The organism is Parabacteroides massiliensis (genome assembly GCF_900155425.1).
Classification (GTDB): domain Bacteria; phylum Bacteroidota; class Bacteroidia; order Bacteroidales; family Tannerellaceae; genus Parabacteroides; species Parabacteroides massiliensis.
Window position 1 is genome coordinate 1,171,366 of record NZ_LT700189.1, and the last position, 17,722, is coordinate 1,189,087.

A 17,722-nucleotide genomic window follows, 5' to 3' on the forward strand; every position below is an offset into this window, starting at 1 on the left:
TCTGTTTGATTTCAGAGATAAAGACAGGTGGAAACAAGAAACTCACTATGCACTTTCCGTAAAAATAAACAACAGAACGTTTTTTTTCATTTTAGCTTTGATTTTGGGATACAATACCTCTACCCATGCAGGTGTGGCATGGGCAGGAATTCTATAGTTAGGAATCAATCTGTTAGACAATAATTTATTTAAATCTCGATGAATCGATGCCTTTATGGTATTTCCGTTTATTGGCATTTCCGAAATTATACTTTACGGTCAGTGAATAAACAGGTTGATGTTTGTTGATTTTGTATCTTGCATAAGTTTTATCGTTCAGATCCACACCTCTGTTTGTCCTATTCAATACATTGGACACATTAAATCCGAGATCGAAATGTCTTATTTTGTATGAGATATCGAATCCTAACTTAAAGAAAGGATCGGAAATACCTTGTTGTAGATATAATTTGGGCTGATAATACAAATCATAACCTATATTGAGATTGTCTATTATTTCATATTGTGTTTGGTTTGTCAAATAAAAGCCCTTATAGTCTGTATTATAGTATTCTCCCAAATCGACTTTAGTATTCGTGTATTTCCCATATCCGAACCAAGTTCCCAAATATCCGGACAACCTGTCATTCAAAAAAACATACGGGCAATTCATTCTAAATATGAACCTGTTTTCGTCAGAAGAGTTCAGGTTTGTTGTCGCTACTTGGAAAGAGTTCTCCTCGTTTTTGCTGATTTTGCTGATAATATCTTTCGTGTGCATATAGATGAATTCGAGATATAAGAAGTCAAGAAACATACTTCCTAATGTGGCAGAATAGAATCTGGACGGCTTAAGATCCGGATTCCCGACCGAATAAGCATATTTCGAGGTATACTTATAATTGGGCACGTAGTCCAGAAAATGGGGACGGTCTATTCCTGAAGCCAACCGCAAAGATACATCTGCTATCGAACCCACTTTTTGATAGATGGAGAAAAACGGAAAATAATCCATCCGGTTATAGTCATACTTTTTGTTGTCGACTTGCGAACGAGCCGAATAATCGGTATATTCCAAGCGTAATCCGGCAGAAACGGAAGTATTTTCATGTTTATAAGCGTATTCAACGAATCCTCCGTACGTGTTTTCGTGCATATTGTATCGGTCGGCATACAGAAAATCTTCTACCGTCAAATCTTTTTCTATAAACTGGCTTTTGGGATGTATATTTCCGAGAGCAACGTGAACGCCGGCTTTCAAGGTTGAACCGGGATTGAGCAGAAACTTATAGTTGTATTTCATTTGGTGTTGATAACCGTAGTGCCGGTTTATCGTGTTATGTTGCAACTCTGATTCTATCTCCCCACCGGTCGTTGATTCGTTGTTGAAACCCGTGTTATGTGCTTTTCCCCATATAATGCCATAGCCAATAATGTGTTGGTGCCGAAGCGTGTCGTTGGAAGCGAACTCCATTTCTACAGTATACAGATCGTCATCAAAATCTTGGCTGGCGATTCCTTTGGTCTGCTCTTGCCGTTTCTCGTCCGGTTTGAAAGCCATCAAGTTGTCCGCATGGGTTGTCCCGTTGTCATAAAAACCTGTGACCGCTCCAAACAGTTTATGACCTTGCTTCGTTTCCCATTCCAAGTTGAGGCTGCCGAAGTAATCATCTTCCCTTGAGTTTGTCTTATAGTCGAACAAGGATGTTGCAGAAGAATTGGCATACGTTGATTCTTCTTTTGTGTCTTTGCGGTCATAAATATTATAATAGCCCAAGGACAAATCCATGTAGAAATTATTTTTGTTGTACATCAGGAAAGCATTCCCGTTTCCGTATACCCCGCCCTTCCGTATATTCAATTCACTGCCGATCTGGGTTGCAAGCATGTTCTCTTCTTTTTTCAGGATGATGTTGATGCTTCCATTTTCCGAAGCCAGATCGCCGGCTGACGAGATTGGTGTTATTACGATCTCTTTTACTTTGTCGGTCGGGATCGCCCGTAAGAATGCTTCAATGCTTTTCCCGCTTAAATTTCTTTTATGGCCGTTGACCAGCAGGGCTGTCGGGCGTCCGTTTTGGGTGATTCCGCTGGATGTAATTTGTATGCTCGGCAAAATTTGTAATAGACGTGGCAAGTTGTAGGTGACAAGGTTACCTAATGTTTTTGGTGCAAACACGATGTTTCCTTCGCTATTCATTCTCATAGCTTTGGTGTAACTACTGGTAACAACAACTTCGTCAATATTTTCTACACGCTCATCCATGACAAAGAGATGTTCTTTTTCGCTCGGTACTACTTTCTTGCTGAGAGGATTGAATGCCACATGCGTAATATTGACCTGATATTCTGGTTTGGGAGGAAGCGCCATCGTAAAAAAGCCCAAAGTATCGCTTAATGTATAACCGATTATTTGACTGTTGTCATTTTGCACTTCCACATAAGCAGATCCTACGGGATTTTTCTTTTGGTCTACGATTTTACCTCTCAATAAAATAGTTTCTCCAAAAGCGGGAAAACTACAAAAAAGTAGAATATAAAAAAATAGTAATTTAGTCATGTTTGTATACTGTTTTTTGTTTTTGTATTAAAATAGAGGAGAGAATGTATCTAAGAAGAAAATCGTTTTTCTCATAAAATTTAGATTTATCAGTTTTTCAGCAAAGAAAGAGATATTATTTGAAAATCACAACTTTTTATAAAAATAAATTACCGCGTCACCACAACTCTTTTATCTAAGAGAATTTGTATCCTTAATCTCCGGATACAGCAGAACAATCAGGGGGGTAACTTCAAACACAAACTTGAAGATATACTCGTGCTTCTACATCGGGGAGACTCAGACACCACATCTTCGTGCATTGACTAAATACCTGCTATCTGTTTGCAGATATCGAGATATTTTGCGAATATTGCATATAAGTTGTGCATATGAAAGCCAACAGGTAAGACGATATCTTTATCAATGAACAATGTTTATTGTAAAATAGAAGAATTATGACACGCATTATTAGAACATTACTTATCGCAATCACAATGATTGTGTCTTATGTAACCGTATTTGCACAGCAGATTTTCCATGAGCAATTGGCAGAAATCGAAGCCAAACACTTCGTTCAAGAGTTGGCTTTCAGCGATGCCGTCACCGAGAAAATAGAATTCTCCAAAGAGACTTTTTCTAACGAAACGATGACATTGCCATACCGCAAAGCAACTATTCCTGGTTACGGAGACAAGGCTTCGCTTGTCATATATCTGCATGGAGGCTCCAGTAAGGGCGACGACAACGAGACTCAGATGCAGGAACCAGGCATCAAAGCCATTGCCTTATGGCTGTCTGAGAACAACCGTAAGGCCATCATGCTCGTACCGCAATGTCCTGCGGATAAGGCATGGCTTGGCTCTACCCAAGATATTTTGGAAACTCTACTCAAAACATATATAGACAGAGGCGTGGCTGATGCCAATAAGGTTTACATCTTTGGCGGTTCTATGGGTGGAACAGGCACATGGAACATGCTCTCCAATCATCCGGATTTGTTTGCCGCTGCCATGCCTGTTGCAGGCAATCCGACAGGTTTGAATGCCGAGGCAGTTTCACAAGTTCCGATTTACACCGTTATGGGTACTGCTGACAAAATCATGAAAATATCAAATGTCGAAGTCTTTCTGACTGAAATGGATGAATGCAAGGCTGAATATAAGTTTGATATTGAAGACGGTTGGACTCATGAGGATGTATGTAAGAAGAGCTATACCAACGAGCGTCTTGCATGGGTTTTCAAACATGTTAAAGGGCAACCAACAGGAATAGCACCTATAGCCAAGGATGACAGCAAATTAGTCAATACAGCCTGGTATTCCATCAATGGACAAAGACTAACATCCGAACCGACTCAAAAGGGTATTTATATCAGATGTAGTCTGTATAGCAATGGTAAAGTCATAACCGATAAATATTATAAAAACTGAAAACTTCGTGTAGAATATAAAGTGTCATTTTATTATCTCTATTCGAATAAATCAGTACTTTATGAAAGGTTAAAAAATATTACCCGTTAGTGTAATTCAAAAAACATGGGGTACTAATCCGATTTGGAGGGGGTAGTAGTGACATTTTGATAATCTTAAAATCATATTCCTCCATCATCTCGGATATATTTCTGAAAAACAAGAGAAATTAAAAGGAAAGACCGGACTGTTCAAATAAAATAAACAAAAAAACGGCCGAATTATTTGCAGTTTGTCAGAGAATGCATATATTTGCTGCCGAAATAACAAAAAAAGTCATGAGAACAAGTATAGTAAATACATATTGGTGGTGGCGCTCTTTACAACTCATAAGGTCGTAAGGAACCAGTCCTCATGTATATACCATCGTGATATAAAAAAGGTCTGTCGTACTTACGGCAGGCCTTTTTCCGTTTAAGGCGATTACAAAGATTTGAAAAGATAAAAAGAATAAATAATAACAGATAAAACGATGAAAACGTATCAAGTTGATGAAAATGGGTATTATGGTGAGTTTGGAGGGGCATATGTGCCCGAAATACTTCACCAATGTGTGGAAAATTTACAGAAGAAGTATCTGGAAGTATTGGAAAGCGACAGCTTCAAAAAAGAATTCAACCAGTTGCTTCGGGACTATGTCGGACGCCCTTCCCCTCTTTACCTGGCAAAAAGGTTGAGCGAGAAGTATGGTTGCAAGATATATCTGAAGCGTGAGGACCTGAACCATACCGGCGCTCACAAGATCAACAACACGATCGGACAAATACTACTGGCACGCCGGATGGGGAAAACCCGTATCATAGCCGAGACGGGAGCCGGACAGCACGGCGTGGCTACCGCTACCGTCTGTGCGTTGATGAATATGGAATGTATCGTCTATATGGGCAAGACGGATGTGGAACGCCAACATGCAAATGTGCAGAAGATGGAGATGCTGGGCGCGACGGTCGTCCCCGTCACTTCCGGCAATATGACACTGAAAGACGCGACCAACGAAGCGATCCGCGACTGGTGTTGCCATCCTTCCGACACGTACTATATCATCGGATCGACAGTCGGCCCTCATCCTTATCCGGACATGGTGGCGCGTTTGCAATCCGTCATCAGCGAAGAGATCAAAAAGCAGTTGTTGGAACAGGAAGGGCGTGACTATCCGGACTATCTGATCGCCTGCGTGGGCGGTGGAAGCAACGCAGCCGGGACGATCTACCATTTTATTGATGACGAACGGGTGAAAATCGTTCTTGCCGAAGCAGGCGGTTTGGGGATTACGACCGGGAAAAGCGCGGCAACCATCCAGTTAGGCAAGAAAGGCATCATACATGGAGCGCGTACGTTAGTGATGCAAAACGAGGACGGACAGATAGAAGAACCCTACTCCATCTCTGCCGGGCTGGACTATCCGGGTATCGGGCCGATCCACGCCAACCTGTCGGAAACTCACCGGGCAACGATTCTTGCCGTCAATGACGACGAGGCGTTAGATGCGGCCTTTTGCCTGACACGTATCGAGGGTATTATCCCGGCACTTGAAAGTGCACATGCATTAGGTGCATTACCCAAGATAAAGTTCAAACCGGAAGACGTCGTTGTCCTGACGGTATCGGGCCGGGGAGACAAGGATATGGAAACTTATATTAATCACAAATCAACAACGGACAATTGACAATTCAAAAAAACATGGACTATACATTTAAAACAATAAGCAGAAAGGTGCTCGGCGACCTTCACACACCTGTCAGTATCTACTTGAAGGTCCGGGATATTTATCCGGAATCGGCCTTATTGGAAAGTTCCGACTTTCATGGGAACGAAAACAGCCTTTCCTATATAGCGCTTTGTCCGCTGGCAAGCATCGGAATCAACAATGGAGAATGTACGGCTATCTTTCCTGATGGGAAAAGCGAGGTTACGCCATTGACGGAAACATTCAATGTGGCGGATGCCATGAATGCGTTTTTAAAACGCTTCTCGATAGAAGGTCCCGACAGGAAAGTCTGCGGACTGTTCGGATATACGGCTTTTGACGCCGTACGCTACTTTGAGAACATCCCGGTGATGGAAGCACACCATGAAGAAAACGATGCTCCCGATATGCTCTACATATTATATAAGTATGTACTTGTGTTCAATCACTTCAAAAACGAGTTGACACTGGTCGAACTGCTGCAACCGGGCGAAAACTCCAATTTGCAGGAAATAGAGACATTGATCGAAAACCGAAACTATGCATCTTACAACTTCCAGGCCATCGGCCCTGAAACATCTCCGATCAGCGGGGAAGAATACAAAGCGATGGTGCGGGAAGGCATCCGCCACTGCCTCCGCGGAGACGTATTCCAGATCGTACTGAGCCGCCGGTTCGAGCAAGCGTTCAAAGGAGACGATTTCAAGGTTTACCGTGCTCTCCGGAGTATAAATCCGTCTCCCTACCTGTTTTATTTCGACTTCGGAGGATTCCGCATTTTCGGTTCCTCACCTGAAACGCACTGCAAAGTCGCCAACGGACATGCAAGCATCGACCCGATCGCAGGCACGGCTTTCCGCACGGGAGATGTCGCCTTGGACAAACAGCGCACCGAAGCTCTGCTCGCCGATCCGAAAGAGAATGCCGAGCATGTAATGTTAGTCGACCTTGCCCGCAACGACCTCTCGCGCAATGCACATGACGTGCAGGTCGATTTCTACAAGGAAGTGCAATACTACAGCCATGTCATCCATCTGGTGTCGCGTGTCAGCGGTGAGATCAATGCTGATAGCAATCCGGTCAAGACCTACATAGACACATTCCCTGCCGGAACACTGAGCGGGGCACCGAAGGTACGCGCCATGCAGCTGATTACGGATATAGAAAAGCATAATCGAGGCGCCTATGGCGGTTGCATCGGGTTTATCGGCTTTGACGGCGACCTGAACCAAGCGATCACGATCCGCACATTCGTCAGCCGTGGAAATGTCCTGTACTACCAAGCAGGAGCCGGCATTGTCGCCAAAAGCAACGATGAGCGGGAATTGCAGGAAGTCAACAACAAATTAGGCGCTTTGAAGAAAGCGATCGATCTGGCAACAACGCTAATCAATTGACAATTAAACCAACAAACAAAGTTTTTTATGAAAGTATTACTATTCGATAATTATGATTCCTTTACCTACAACTTGTTGCACATACTGAAGGAATTGGGTGTGGATGTTGAAGTACATCGCAATGACAAGATATCATTAGATGAAGTGGAACGTTTTGACAAGATCCTTTTGTCTCCCGGTCCGGGCATCCCGGAAGAGGCCGGTATCCTGCTGCCGTTGATCCGTCGCTATGCTCCGACCAAGAGCATCTTAGGCGTCTGCCTCGGAGAGCAGGCCATCGGAGAAGCATTCGGCGCAACGCTTATCAACCTGACGGATGTTCATCACGGAGTCTGTTCGGACATACGGGTGATAGTGAAAGATCCGTTGTTTGCAGGTCTGGAATCCGGTTTCCGTGCCGGTCGCTACCATTCGTGGGTCGTCTCAAAAGAAAATTTCCCCGACTGCCTGGAGATCACGGCGGAAGATACAGAGGAAGGACAAATCATGGCACTCCGCCATCGCGAATATGATGTTCGCGGCATCCAGTTCCACCCGGAATCCGTACTGACACCCAAGGGAAAGACAATCATACGAAACTGGATCTCGGGATCTGAAAATTGAAAGTTGAAAATTGAAAATTCGGAATGGAAAATGAAAGATATATTATATAGATTATTCGAACATCAGTATTTAGGACGTGACGAGGCACGGACGATTCTTCAGAACATTGCGGAAGGCAAGTATAATGATTCACAGATTGCCAGCTTGATAACGGTATACCTGATGCGTAATATCTCCGTTGAAGAGTTGGCTGGTTTCCGGGAGGCACTGCTCGATATGCGTGTCCCGGTGGATTTGTCGGAGTTCAAGCCGATCGACATCGTGGGGACAGGAGGCGATGGGAAGAATACGTTTAATATCAGCACGACTTCCTGCTTTGTCGTAGCCGGTGCCGGATATAACGTTGTGAAACACGGAAACTACGGAGCGACTTCGGTCAGTGGCGCCAGTAACGTAATGGAGCAACATGGTGTGAAGTTTACGACCGATATCGACCGGTTGCGCCGTTCGATGGAAACCTGCCATATTGCCTACCTGCATGCGCCGCTGTTCAATCCGGCATTGAAAGCCGTTGCTCCGGTACGGAAAAGCTTGGGAGTACGCAGCTTCTTCAACATGCTCGGTCCGCTGGTCAACCCGGTGATGCCGACCTACCAGTTGTTAGGTGTGTACAACCTGCCATTGCTCAGGCTTTACAGCTACACCTACCAGGAGAGCGGTACGCGTTTTGCCATCGTACATAGCCTCGACGGATATGACGAAATCTCGCTGACAGCGGAATTCAAGGTCGCAATGCCAGAAAAAGAGAAACTCTACACACCCGAAATGTTAGGTTTTCCCCGCGCAACGGAAGCGGAACTGGATGGCGGCGAGACTGTGGCTGAAGCAGCCCGCATCTTTGACGATGTCCTGAACAACCGGGCGACTCCGGCACAAAAGAATTGTGTAATCGCCAATTCCGCTTTCGCTATCCAAGTCATCTGCCCCGAAAAGAAAATCACGGAATGCTTGGACGAAGCCCGCGAAGCATTGGAAAGCGGTAAAGCATTGCAAACATTCAACACGTTCATCAATTTGAATAGCAAATAATATGAATGATATATTACAAGATATTATAGTGAATAAACGCATCGAAGTGGAGCGGCAAAAACAAGCTGTCCGGTTACAGACCTTGTTGGGGTTGGGCGGTGAACGGCTCGAACGCCCTACCCGTTCCATGCGGGCGGCTCTCGCAGCATCCTCGTCGGGTATCATTGCCGAGTTTAAGCGGAAAAGCCCTTCGAAAGGCTGGCTACACCCCGATGCAGCCGTAGCCGATGTGTTGCCTGCTTATGAAAAGGGCGGTGCTTCCGCCTGTTCCGTCCTGACCGATTCGAACTTTTTCGGAGGCTCTTTAGGAGACCTTTGCAAAGCACGCAGCCTAGTAGACCTGCCTTTGTTGAGGAAAGACTTCATCATTGACGAATATCAACTTTATCAGGCACGCGTGATGGGGGCCGATGCCGTCCTGCTGATCGCCGCCTGTCTTACTCCGGAACAGTGCCTTACATTTGCGGAGTTAGCCCACATCCTCGACATGGAAGTGCTGTTGGAAATCCATTCCGAAGGAGAACTTGAACACCTCAACACATTTGTCGATATGCTGGGCGTGAATAACCGCAACCTCGGAACATTTCATACTGACGTGGAAAACTCCTTCCGCCTGGCAAAGGCAATGCAAACGGTCACTCGCGAAAGAGGCCTCTCTCCTCTGTTAGTGTCGGAAAGCGGCATTTCGGCAACGGCCACCGTCTCGAACCTCAGGGAAGCCGGTTTTTGCGGATTCCTGATCGGCGAGACGTTCATGAAAACCGATGTGCCGGGCGACACGCTCACTCAATTCATAGGAGGATTGTCATGATCATCAAAGTTTGCGGAATGCGCGATCCCGAAAACATACGGGAGGTCGCCGCCTTGGGTGTCGACTGGATAGGACTGATATTCTTCGCGAGAAGCCCGCGAAGAATAATGGACAATGAACAATGGACGATTGGCTATGGCGGCAAGCGGCACTCCAATTGTCAATTGCCAATTATCAATTGCCCAGTGAAAAAGGTCGGTGTTTTTGTCAACGCTTCCTTTGAGGAGTTGACGAAAACAGCGGAATCTTTCCATCTCGATTACCTGCAACTGCACGGGAACGAGACGCCGGACGATTGCCATGCCCTGCAAAAGCGCGGCTATTCGCTGATCAAGGCTTTCCAGATTGCGACAGCCGACGATCTCGAACAAACGGCCGGCTACGAGGGACGCGTCGATTACTTTCTTTTCGATACCAAATGTAACAGTTATGGAGGTTCCGGCAGACAATTCGATTGGTCCGTACTTGAAGCCTATCAAGGCAAGACACCTTTTCTGTTAAGTGGAGGCCTCCGACCGGAAAGCGCCAAGGCTATACGCTCTTTCCGGCATCCCCGTTTTGCAGGGATCGACCTGAACAGCGGATTCGAGATCGAGCCGGGTTTGAAAGACATTGGAAAACTAAAGGAGTTCCTAACAGAGATTCAAAATCATAATTCAAAAATCTGAAATCACAAATCAAAAAAATGAACCGTATTACAAACTTATTCAACACGAAAAAGAACGGAATCCTTTCCGTCTTCTTCACCGCCGGATATCCGAACTTGAATGATACGACGAAGATATTAAAAGAGTTAGAAAAAAAAGGAATTGACATGGTCGAGATCGGTATTCCCTTCTCCGACCCGATGGCGGACGGCCCGGTAATCCAGGAAGCCTCCACTGCCGCGTTACGAAACGGGATGTCGCTACGCCTCCTGTTCGACCAGTTGGAAAATATCCGTCAAGATGTGCATATCCCGATTATCCTGATGGGTTATCTGAACCCGATCATGCAGTATGGTTTCGAAGCGTTCTGCAAGAAATGCGTGCAGACAGGTGTGGACGGCATGATCATCCCGGACCTGCCTTTCGCCGATTATATGGCGGATTATAAAGCCATCGCCGACCAGTATAACCTCAAAATGATCATGCTCATCACCCCCGAAACGTCTGAAGAACGTATCCGTCTGATCGACGAACATACAAGCGGTTTCATCTATATGGTATCGAGCGCCGCCACGACCGGAGCACAACAGAGTTTCAACGAACAAAAGCAGGCTTATTTCCACCGCATCAACGGGATGGGCCTCCGGAATCCGCGATTGGTCGGTTTCGGCATATCGAACAAAGCCACTTTCGAGGCTGCCGCCGCTAACTCATCAGGGGCTATCATCGGCAGCAAATTCATACAACTATTGAAAAACGAACCGATCGCCGTTGCCGTCGATAAGTTGCTGGCAGCCCTCCAGGAATGAACAGTCGTCCCCCAGCAAACAGGGCTGGGGGACGGCAATAAATCAGGCTTACCTCAAAGGACTACTACTCTCTTCCACCTCCCAACGCTTGATACAGATTGATCACACCTTGTATTTCCGTAAAACGGTTCGCCACTTGCGTCAACTGTGCGTTCAGTAAACTCTGTTGGGCCGTCAGAACTTCCAAATAGGTTGTATTTCCGTACTGCATCGTCAAAGAAGTACTTTCGTATGCTTTTTCAAGCGAAGCTATCTGTTTCTCGAAAAGCCCAGCCTTATCACGGGCAGTCTGGTACTTCACCAACGCATCGTTCACCTCTGATCCGGCATTGAGAAGAGCCTGGCGAAAACTTAATTCGGCCTCCTCCTGTTGTGCTTTGGCGATCTTCAACTGAGCGATATTCGCTCCTCGGTTGAACAATGGCTGAGTGAGCGACCCGATAGCCGTCGCAAGAAATTTCCCCGGATTGACGATCATGCTTCCGGCCGAATTTGTCCATCCGGCACTGCCGCTTAAGACAACAGATGGATAGAACGCGGAACGTGCTTGGTTGGTGGCATAGAAAGCGCTTTCGAGCGAATGTTCCGCACGGCGCACATCAGGACGGTTTGAAAGCATCTGCATCGGAATGCCTACGGCAAGATGATCGGGCAATGCTTGTCCTTCCAACTTGCCACGCCCGACACTGCGAGGGCTTTCCGCCAACAGAAGCGACAGGCTGTTTTCCGTCTGGTTGATCTGCTCCTTCAAGTCGAGTATCGAGGTAGAAATACTGTAATAGGTAGCCTCCATCTGCGATACGGCGGCTTCGTTTGCCAAGCCCGCATCCATCAAGGCGCGTGTGGCATCGACGGTTTCCTTCCACGATTGCTGCGTACGTTCCGAGATCGCAAGCTGCTCATCCAGCATCAACAATGTATAGTAGACATTGGCTATACCGGACACAAGCTGTGTCTGAACCGCCTGCCTGTAGTCATGACTCTGTTCGAGCAACGCTCTTGCCTGGCGCTTGGCATTACGCATACGGCCGAAAATATCCAATTCCCAACTGGCTGTGACGGGCACGGAATAGGCCTGTGTAGCTTTGCCTCCATCGAAACTGCTCACCGTTCCCTGTGGGGCGAGGGCAAACGAGGGCAGGAAAGCCAACTTGGCAGACATCAGCGTGGCCTCGGCCTCCTCGACACGCCACTGTGCGGACTGAAGGTCGGTATTGTTTTGCAAGCCCTGTTCGATCAATTCACGAAGATGCGGATCGGTAAAGACTTCCCGCCAGCCAAGATTGCCAAGATTGTCCGCGCTGTCGCTCAGTGCGACCTCTTCTCCGTAGAGGTCTTCCGGAACTTGGGTCGACGGTTTATATTTCGTATAGATGCCGCAGCTATTCAGTGTGAACGCTGCGACGGTTATAATCAATATCTCTTTTCTCATTTTTTCTCTTCGTTTTTACTTTCCATGTAACGTTCTCTTTCCTCCTCTGCTTCCACATACTCTTCCTGGATCTGCCAATCGGAAGCCGGCTGAAACTGGATGGGACGGACCTTCTCTTGCAAATATTGGAACACGATGAACAAAGAAGGTACGACAAACAGCAACGCCAGCGTACCGATCAGCATACCTCCAACCGTACCCGTACCTAAGGAACTGTTACCGTTGGCTCCTACTCCCGTCGCCACCATCAAGGGCAACAATCCGAATATCATCGTTCCGGCTGTCATCAGGATCGGGCGCAAACGGGCTTTGGCAGCCGAAAGAGCGGCAGAAGTCAGGCTCATTCCGGCTTTACGGCGCTCGGTCGCATACTCCGTCAGCAGGATGGCGGTCTTGGCAAGCAAACCGATCAGCATGATCAGACCTGTCTGCAAGTATATATTATTCTCCAAGCCCATCATTTTGGCAAAAAGGAAAGATCCGGTCAAGCCAAACGGGACAGCCAGCAACACCGCGAACGGGATCAGGAAACTTTCGTAAAGTGCGCTCAGGATCAAATAGATCATGAGGAAGCAAATGCCGAAGATGATGATGGTCGTATTGCTCTGTGTATTCTCTTCGCGGGTAATTCCTCCGAAATCATAGCCGTAGCCTTTCGGAAGGGCCTGCTCGGCTGTCTCCTGTACGGCACGGATGGCGTCGCCGGTACTGTAGCCTTCTGCCGGCATCGCGTTCACGGCTATGGAGTTGTACATATTGAAACGGCTCAAGGATTCCGCTCCATAGCTGCGTGTCAGTGTCACGAACTGACTGAGCGGCGACATTTCTCCATTGGCCATGCGTACGAAGATATTGCTCAGGGAAGCCTCGTCGACACGGTATTTCGGATCGGCCTGTATCATCACTTTGTACACCTTGGAAAAACGGTTGAAGTTAGAGACATACTGTCCTCCATAGTAGCCCGACAGCGTGCTGAGCACCGCATCCGGTGTTATCCCGGCACGCTTGCACTTCGAAGCATCGATCTCTACGATCCATTGCGGATAACGGACATCGAAAGTAGAGTAAGCCATCGAGATTTCGGGACGTTGGTTCAGTGCCCCTAAATATTGCTGTGTCGTCGTGAAGAACGTACCGATATCACCGCCTTGCTTATCCTGCATATGCAGTTCCAGCGCGTTACCCATGCCATAACCGGGGATCATTCCCGGAGAGATGGCGAAGACACTGGCGTCCTTTATGTCCGCCGTCATGCCGTAGACTTGCCCGATAACGGCTTGCACGTCTTCTCCCTTGCCCGTACGTTCGTCCCACGGTTTGAGCTTCAGAATCAACATACCGAAAGAGTTTCCCTGTCCGGCCAGCAGACCGTAACCGGAGACTTTCTGGACATGCAACACCTGCGGGATGCCCTCCAAACGCTGTTCGATGCGCTTCATCACATCGTCCGTCGTCTTTAGCGAGCTACCGGCTGCCGTACTGACATTAACAAAGACGACACCTTGGTCTTCGTCGGGCACCAGACTCGTTTTCGTCGTGTTCATCAGAAATGCCAACAGCACGACAGAGCAGGCAAGCAGCGACCAGACCATCCACTTCCGTTTGATAAAGAACAGCACTCCCTTCTTATACTTTTCGACCATCGAATCGAATGCTGCATTGAAAGCTTTACGGAAACGGGCGGCAAAGTTATTGTTCTGCATGCCGTCCTCATTAATATAAGGCTTCAGGAAAAGGGCACAAAGCGCCGGACTCAACGTCAGTGCGTTGACTGCCGATATTCCGACCGCTACCGCCATTGTCAAACCGAACTGGGTATAGAACGTTCCCGAAGTCCCGCTCATGAACGAAACCGGGATAAACACGGCCATAAACACCAGTGAAGAGGTGATAACGGCATTACTGATTCCTTTCATCGCATCGATACTGGCCATATAGGAAGAGCGGTACCCGACATCGAAGCGTGCCTGCACCGCCTCGACGACGACAATCGCATCGTCCACCACGGTCCCGATCACCAATACCAATGCAAACAAGGTAATCAGGTTGATACTGAACCCGGCAATCGACATAAATGCAAACGTCCCGATCAGCGAAACCACGATCCCCACCAGCGGGATAACCGTCGAACGGATATCCTGCAAGAATACATACACCACTAAGATCACCAACAGGATAGCTTCAAATAAAGTCTTTATCACCTCATGAATTGATGCGAACAGGAAGTCGTTGGAGCTCATCACCTGAGTCAGCTCCACACCCTTAGGTAAATCTTTCCGCGCTTCTTCCAGGAATGCGTCGATATTCTGGTTTACTTCCGTAGCGTTTGAACCGGCTGTCTGGAAGATCATACAGGAAACACCGGGGTGCCCGTCCATACCGCCATGATAGGCATAGGTTTCCTCCCCCATTTCGATATCAGCGATAGTCTTCAGTTTCAACACCTCACCATCCTCGGTCGAACGGATCACGATTTCGCCGAACTCTTCGGGTGTGATCAGGCGACCTTTATACTTCATGGTGTACTGGTAAGTTTCATCCGAATTCTCACCAAACGATCCGGTCGCCGACTCGATATTCTGCTCGGCAAGCACCTGCGTCACATCCGAAGGAATCAGTTTGTACTGGGCCATCACATCCGGCTTCATCCAGATACGCATACTGTAGTCGCCTCCCATGACCATCATGTCGCCGACACCCTGTATACGAAGGATGGAAGGTTTCAGGTTGATACTGATGTAATTGGAGAGAAACTTCTCGTCGTACGAGTCGTCCGGGCTGTACAGTGAAAACATCTGCAAGATACTGGTTTGCCGCTTGGAAGTCGTAACACCGACCTGCGTTACCTCGGCCGGCAACTGGCCGGTGGCTTTCGAGACACGGTTCTGGACGTTGACGGCTGCCATATCCGGATTTGTCCCTTGCTTGAAGTAAACGGTAATGCTGACCGTGCCCGCATTAGAGGCAGACGAAGTCATATATGTCATATCTTCCACACCGTTTATCGCCTCTTCCAACGGGGCGACGACACTCTTCAGCAAGGTTTCCGCACTCGCCCCGAAATAAGTAGTACTCACTTGGATCGTAGGCGGGGCAATGTCGGGGTATTGTTCTACGGGCAATGTAAAAAGCCCGATAATGCCCACAACGACTATCGAAATAGAGATGACAGCCGACAGGATGGGGCGTTCTATAAAGGTTCTTAAATTCATTTTCTTCTCTTAGTTTTGTTTTATTTTAATTGGAGTTCCTTCGCGCAGCAAACCGACACCTTCCGCTACAATCACATCGCCGGCTTGCAATCCGTTGTCGACGATATACTCCTGGCCTCCGTTCACACGGGTCACACTGACTGGCGCAGACTGTGCCTTGCCGTCCACAATCTTATAGACATACACCTTATCCTGTATTTCGAATGTGGTAGATTGCGGAATGACCAGGCTTCCTTTCTTAGAAACCGGCAGGACGACATTCCCCGAAGTTCCGCTATACAACAAGCCTTTCCCGTTCGGGAACACGGCACGAAGGCTGGCTGTCCCGGTGTTCCGGTCAACTACACCACTGATGGTCTCGACCTTTCCTTTTTCTTCATACACCGATTGGTCGTTCAACATCAATTCCACCTCCGGCATTTCCTTCAAGGCTTCGGCTTTCGAACCGTATTGCCGTGTCAGAGCAAGCAATTGGTTCTCTGTCATCGAAAAGTACACATACATGTCCGAGTTATCCGAAACCGTAGTCAGTGGCTGCGGCAAACCGGCACTCACCAACGCCCCGACTCGATAAGGCAAAGTTCCGACCACCCCGTCACACGGACTCTTCACTTCCGTATAAGAGAGATTGTTACGGGCACTCAATTCCTGGGCTTTCATCTGAGCCAACTGCGCTTTGGCGCTTAGCCAATTATTCTCGGCTGTTTTCAGATCGAAATCGGAAACGACGTTACGGGCACGAAGTTCCTTTTTGCTGTCGTAAGTCAGCTTGGCTGTCGCCAACGACGCCGTAGCAGCCTCCACGTTTGCCTCCGCTGTCTGCAAAGCGGCCTGGTAGGGCACCTGATCAATCACGAACAGCACTTGCCCGCGACGGACCACCTGTCCTTCCTCTACACAGAGTTTAGTTATAAAGCCTGATACTTGCGGATAGATGTCGATATCCTGCCGCCCACGGATTGTCGCCGAATAAGTAGTGGAGATTACTTTGTCGGAAGGTTGTACCTGCAACACTGCATACTCCGCTTCCATTTCTACCGATGGCGCTTGCTTGCAAGACACCATTAACGCTGCGCAACTGATAATACCTAATAGTTGCATCCATCTTTTGTTCATCATTATCATTTTCCAATCTTTAATTCGCGGCAAAGGTAGAGGTGATTTGTCAAGCGATAGAGTTCAAGAGTTAGCCCATATTGTTCAAAACAGGAATATTTCATCTTTATTTAAAGAATAAATCGGTATTTTTGTAACCAAAACAAGAATAGAATGGAAACTTTACGCACAACCACCGAAGATCCCTTTTTCGTCGGGACAAACAATTGTTCCGATATGACCCAACATCTTTTCAAACTGGAAGACGCCTGCATCTTTTTCTGCCATAGCGGAGAAGCCCGGATCGAAATCGATTTGTTGAAATACGATATCGTACCTAATACGCAGATCGTTTTCCTACCCAACAGCATTGTCAGTTATTCATATGCCAGTCCGGACCTCTCTATCTCTTATATAGCATTTTCCAAAATACTCTTCCAGGAAGCGACAGCCCGCCTTGATCCTTCTTTCATCCATTTTCTGAAAGAGAATCCGGTCGTCACGCTACCAGCCGAGCGTACACGTACCATTAACGGACTCATCATTGCACTGGAAGACCTCTATAAAGACAAAGAAAACTGTTTCCGGCTGCAGATCCTCCGTAACTACATACAAAGTTTTCTTTTGGACATTTACGATAAAACACATCGCATCTTCGAGCAGAACCGCCCGGAAGGAATCAGCCGGCAGGAAGAATTGTTCAAACGGTTCATCCAGCTGATACACCAACACTGTCTCAGCCAACGCGAAGTCTCATTCTACGCCCAAAAGATGTTCATCACCCCCCGCTATCTGTCGGCTATCGTGCAAGCAGTCTCCGGAGAAACAGCAAAAAACATCATCGACAAACATGTCATACTCGAAATAAAGGTTTTGCTGGAATCGACAGACCTGAGCATACAGGAAATAGCCAACCGCCTCCAGTTTCCGGACCAGTCGTTTTTCGGCAGGTATTTCAAGAAGCATACCGGCATCTCTCCACTATACTACAGGCGCAAACTCCGTTAACC

13 protein-coding genes are annotated in these 17,722 nt (G+C 47.3%); 9 read left to right on the plus strand and 4 right to left on the minus strand.

Going from position 1 to position 17,722, the window contains the following annotated elements:
* Window positions 1-184 precede the first annotated feature (184 nt).
* Complete coding sequence (locus BQ9893_RS05010; RefSeq protein WP_075965006.1) at window positions 185-2,470, minus strand: TonB-dependent receptor; 2,286 nt, start codon at window positions 2,468-2,470, stop codon at window positions 185-187.
* Window positions 2,471-2,976: 506 nt separating this feature from the next.
* On the opposite strand from BQ9893_RS05010, the gene BQ9893_RS05015 reads away from it, so the two are divergent.
* The 8 genes from BQ9893_RS05015 to trpA all read left to right on the plus strand — a co-directional run bounded on the left by BQ9893_RS05015 (window position 2,977) and on the right by trpA (window position 10,973).
* Complete coding sequence (locus BQ9893_RS05015) at window positions 2,977-3,951, plus strand: carboxylesterase family protein (protein WP_081415368.1); 975 nt, start codon at window positions 2,977-2,979, stop codon at window positions 3,949-3,951.
* 511 nt (window positions 3,952-4,462) lie between these two features.
* Window positions 4,463-5,656, plus strand: a complete 1,194-nt coding sequence (gene trpB, locus BQ9893_RS05020) for a tryptophan synthase subunit beta (RefSeq protein WP_075965008.1) — start codon at window positions 4,463-4,465, stop codon at window positions 5,654-5,656.
* A gap of 14 nt (window positions 5,657-5,670) precedes the next feature.
* Window positions 5,671-7,074 carry an anthranilate synthase component I family protein gene (locus BQ9893_RS05025; RefSeq protein ID WP_075965009.1) on the plus strand — a complete coding sequence of 468 codons (1,404 nt, stop codon included), beginning with the start codon at window positions 5,671-5,673 and terminating at the stop codon, window positions 7,072-7,074.
* Between the two features lie 27 nt (window positions 7,075-7,101).
* Entirely contained in the window at window positions 7,102-7,677 is a 576-nt protein-coding gene (locus BQ9893_RS05030) for an anthranilate synthase component II (protein ID WP_075965010.1), read from the plus strand.
* Window positions 7,678-7,707: 30 nt separating this feature from the next.
* A complete protein-coding gene (gene trpD / locus BQ9893_RS05035; protein WP_075965421.1) occupies window positions 7,708-8,706 on the plus strand; it encodes an anthranilate phosphoribosyltransferase in 999 nt (332 codons plus the stop codon).
* 1 nt (window position 8,707) lies between these two features.
* Window positions 8,708-9,517 carry an indole-3-glycerol phosphate synthase TrpC gene (gene trpC / locus BQ9893_RS05040; RefSeq protein ID WP_075965011.1) on the plus strand — a complete coding sequence of 270 codons (810 nt, stop codon included), beginning with the start codon at window positions 8,708-8,710 and terminating at the stop codon, window positions 9,515-9,517.
* Entirely contained in the window at window positions 9,514-10,185 is a 672-nt protein-coding gene (locus BQ9893_RS05045) for a phosphoribosylanthranilate isomerase (RefSeq protein WP_075965012.1), read from the plus strand. Before trpC ends, BQ9893_RS05045 begins: the two co-directional genes overlap by 4 nt.
* 17 nt (window positions 10,186-10,202) lie before the next feature.
* A complete protein-coding gene (gene trpA / locus BQ9893_RS05050; protein ID WP_075965013.1) occupies window positions 10,203-10,973 on the plus strand; it encodes a tryptophan synthase subunit alpha in 771 nt (256 codons plus the stop codon).
* 64 nt (window positions 10,974-11,037) lie between these two features.
* Here trpA and BQ9893_RS05055 read toward each other — a convergent pair whose 3' ends face one another.
* From BQ9893_RS05055 to BQ9893_RS05065, 3 genes are read right to left on the minus strand one after another with little or no spacing between them, the layout of a single operon-like run.
* Window positions 11,038-12,405, minus strand: coding sequence for a TolC family protein (locus BQ9893_RS05055; RefSeq protein WP_075965014.1), 1,368 nt, complete (start codon window positions 12,403-12,405; stop codon window positions 11,038-11,040).
* Window positions 12,402-15,617 (minus strand): efflux RND transporter permease subunit, encoded by a 3,216-nt coding sequence (locus BQ9893_RS05060; RefSeq protein ID WP_075965015.1) that lies wholly within the window; start codon window positions 15,615-15,617, stop codon window positions 12,402-12,404. Before BQ9893_RS05060 ends, BQ9893_RS05055 begins: the two co-directional genes overlap by 4 nt.
* 9 nt (window positions 15,618-15,626) lie before the next feature.
* The gene (locus BQ9893_RS05065; RefSeq protein ID WP_081415369.1) at window positions 15,627-16,742 is read right to left on the minus strand and encodes an efflux RND transporter periplasmic adaptor subunit; all 1,116 of its coding nucleotides are present in this window, start codon (window positions 16,740-16,742) and stop codon (window positions 15,627-15,629) included.
* 144 nt (window positions 16,743-16,886) lie between these two features.
* Between BQ9893_RS05065 and BQ9893_RS05070 the strand changes: the two genes are divergently transcribed.
* Complete coding sequence (locus tag BQ9893_RS05070; protein ID WP_075965016.1) at window positions 16,887-17,720, plus strand: AraC family transcriptional regulator; 834 nt, start codon at window positions 16,887-16,889, stop codon at window positions 17,718-17,720.
* The last annotated feature ends 2 nt before the right edge of the window (window positions 17,721-17,722 follow it).

Excerpts from the sequence above, each read along its gene's own strand:
- BQ9893_RS05055 (WP_075965014.1), bottom strand. The coding sequence starts at position 12,405 with ATGAGAAAAGAGATATTGATTATAACCGTCGCAGCGTTCACACTGAAT.
- BQ9893_RS05015 (WP_081415368.1), top strand. The coding sequence starts at position 2,977 with ATGACACGCATTATTAGAACATTACTTATCGCAATCACAATGATTGTG.
- BQ9893_RS05065 (WP_081415369.1), bottom strand. The coding sequence starts at position 16,742 with ATGATAATGATGAACAAAAGATGGATGCAACTATTAGGTATTATCAGT.
- BQ9893_RS05070 (WP_075965016.1), top strand. The coding sequence starts at position 16,887 with ATGGAAACTTTACGCACAACCACCGAAGATCCCTTTTTCGTCGGGACA.
- BQ9893_RS05030 (WP_075965010.1), top strand. The coding sequence starts at position 7,102 with ATGAAAGTATTACTATTCGATAATTATGATTCCTTTACCTACAACTTG.
- trpD (WP_075965421.1), top strand. The coding sequence starts at position 7,708 with ATGAAAGATATATTATATAGATTATTCGAACATCAGTATTTAGGACGT.
- trpB (WP_075965008.1), top strand. The coding sequence starts at position 4,463 with ATGAAAACGTATCAAGTTGATGAAAATGGGTATTATGGTGAGTTTGGA.
- trpA (WP_075965013.1), top strand. The coding sequence starts at position 10,203 with ATGAACCGTATTACAAACTTATTCAACACGAAAAAGAACGGAATCCTT.
- BQ9893_RS05045 (WP_075965012.1), top strand. The coding sequence starts at position 9,514 with ATGATCATCAAAGTTTGCGGAATGCGCGATCCCGAAAACATACGGGAG.
- trpC (WP_075965011.1), top strand. The coding sequence starts at position 8,708 with ATGAATGATATATTACAAGATATTATAGTGAATAAACGCATCGAAGTG.
- BQ9893_RS05060 (WP_075965015.1), bottom strand. The coding sequence starts at position 15,617 with ATGAATTTAAGAACCTTTATAGAACGCCCCATCCTGTCGGCTGTCATC.
- BQ9893_RS05025 (WP_075965009.1), top strand. The coding sequence starts at position 5,671 with ATGGACTATACATTTAAAACAATAAGCAGAAAGGTGCTCGGCGACCTT.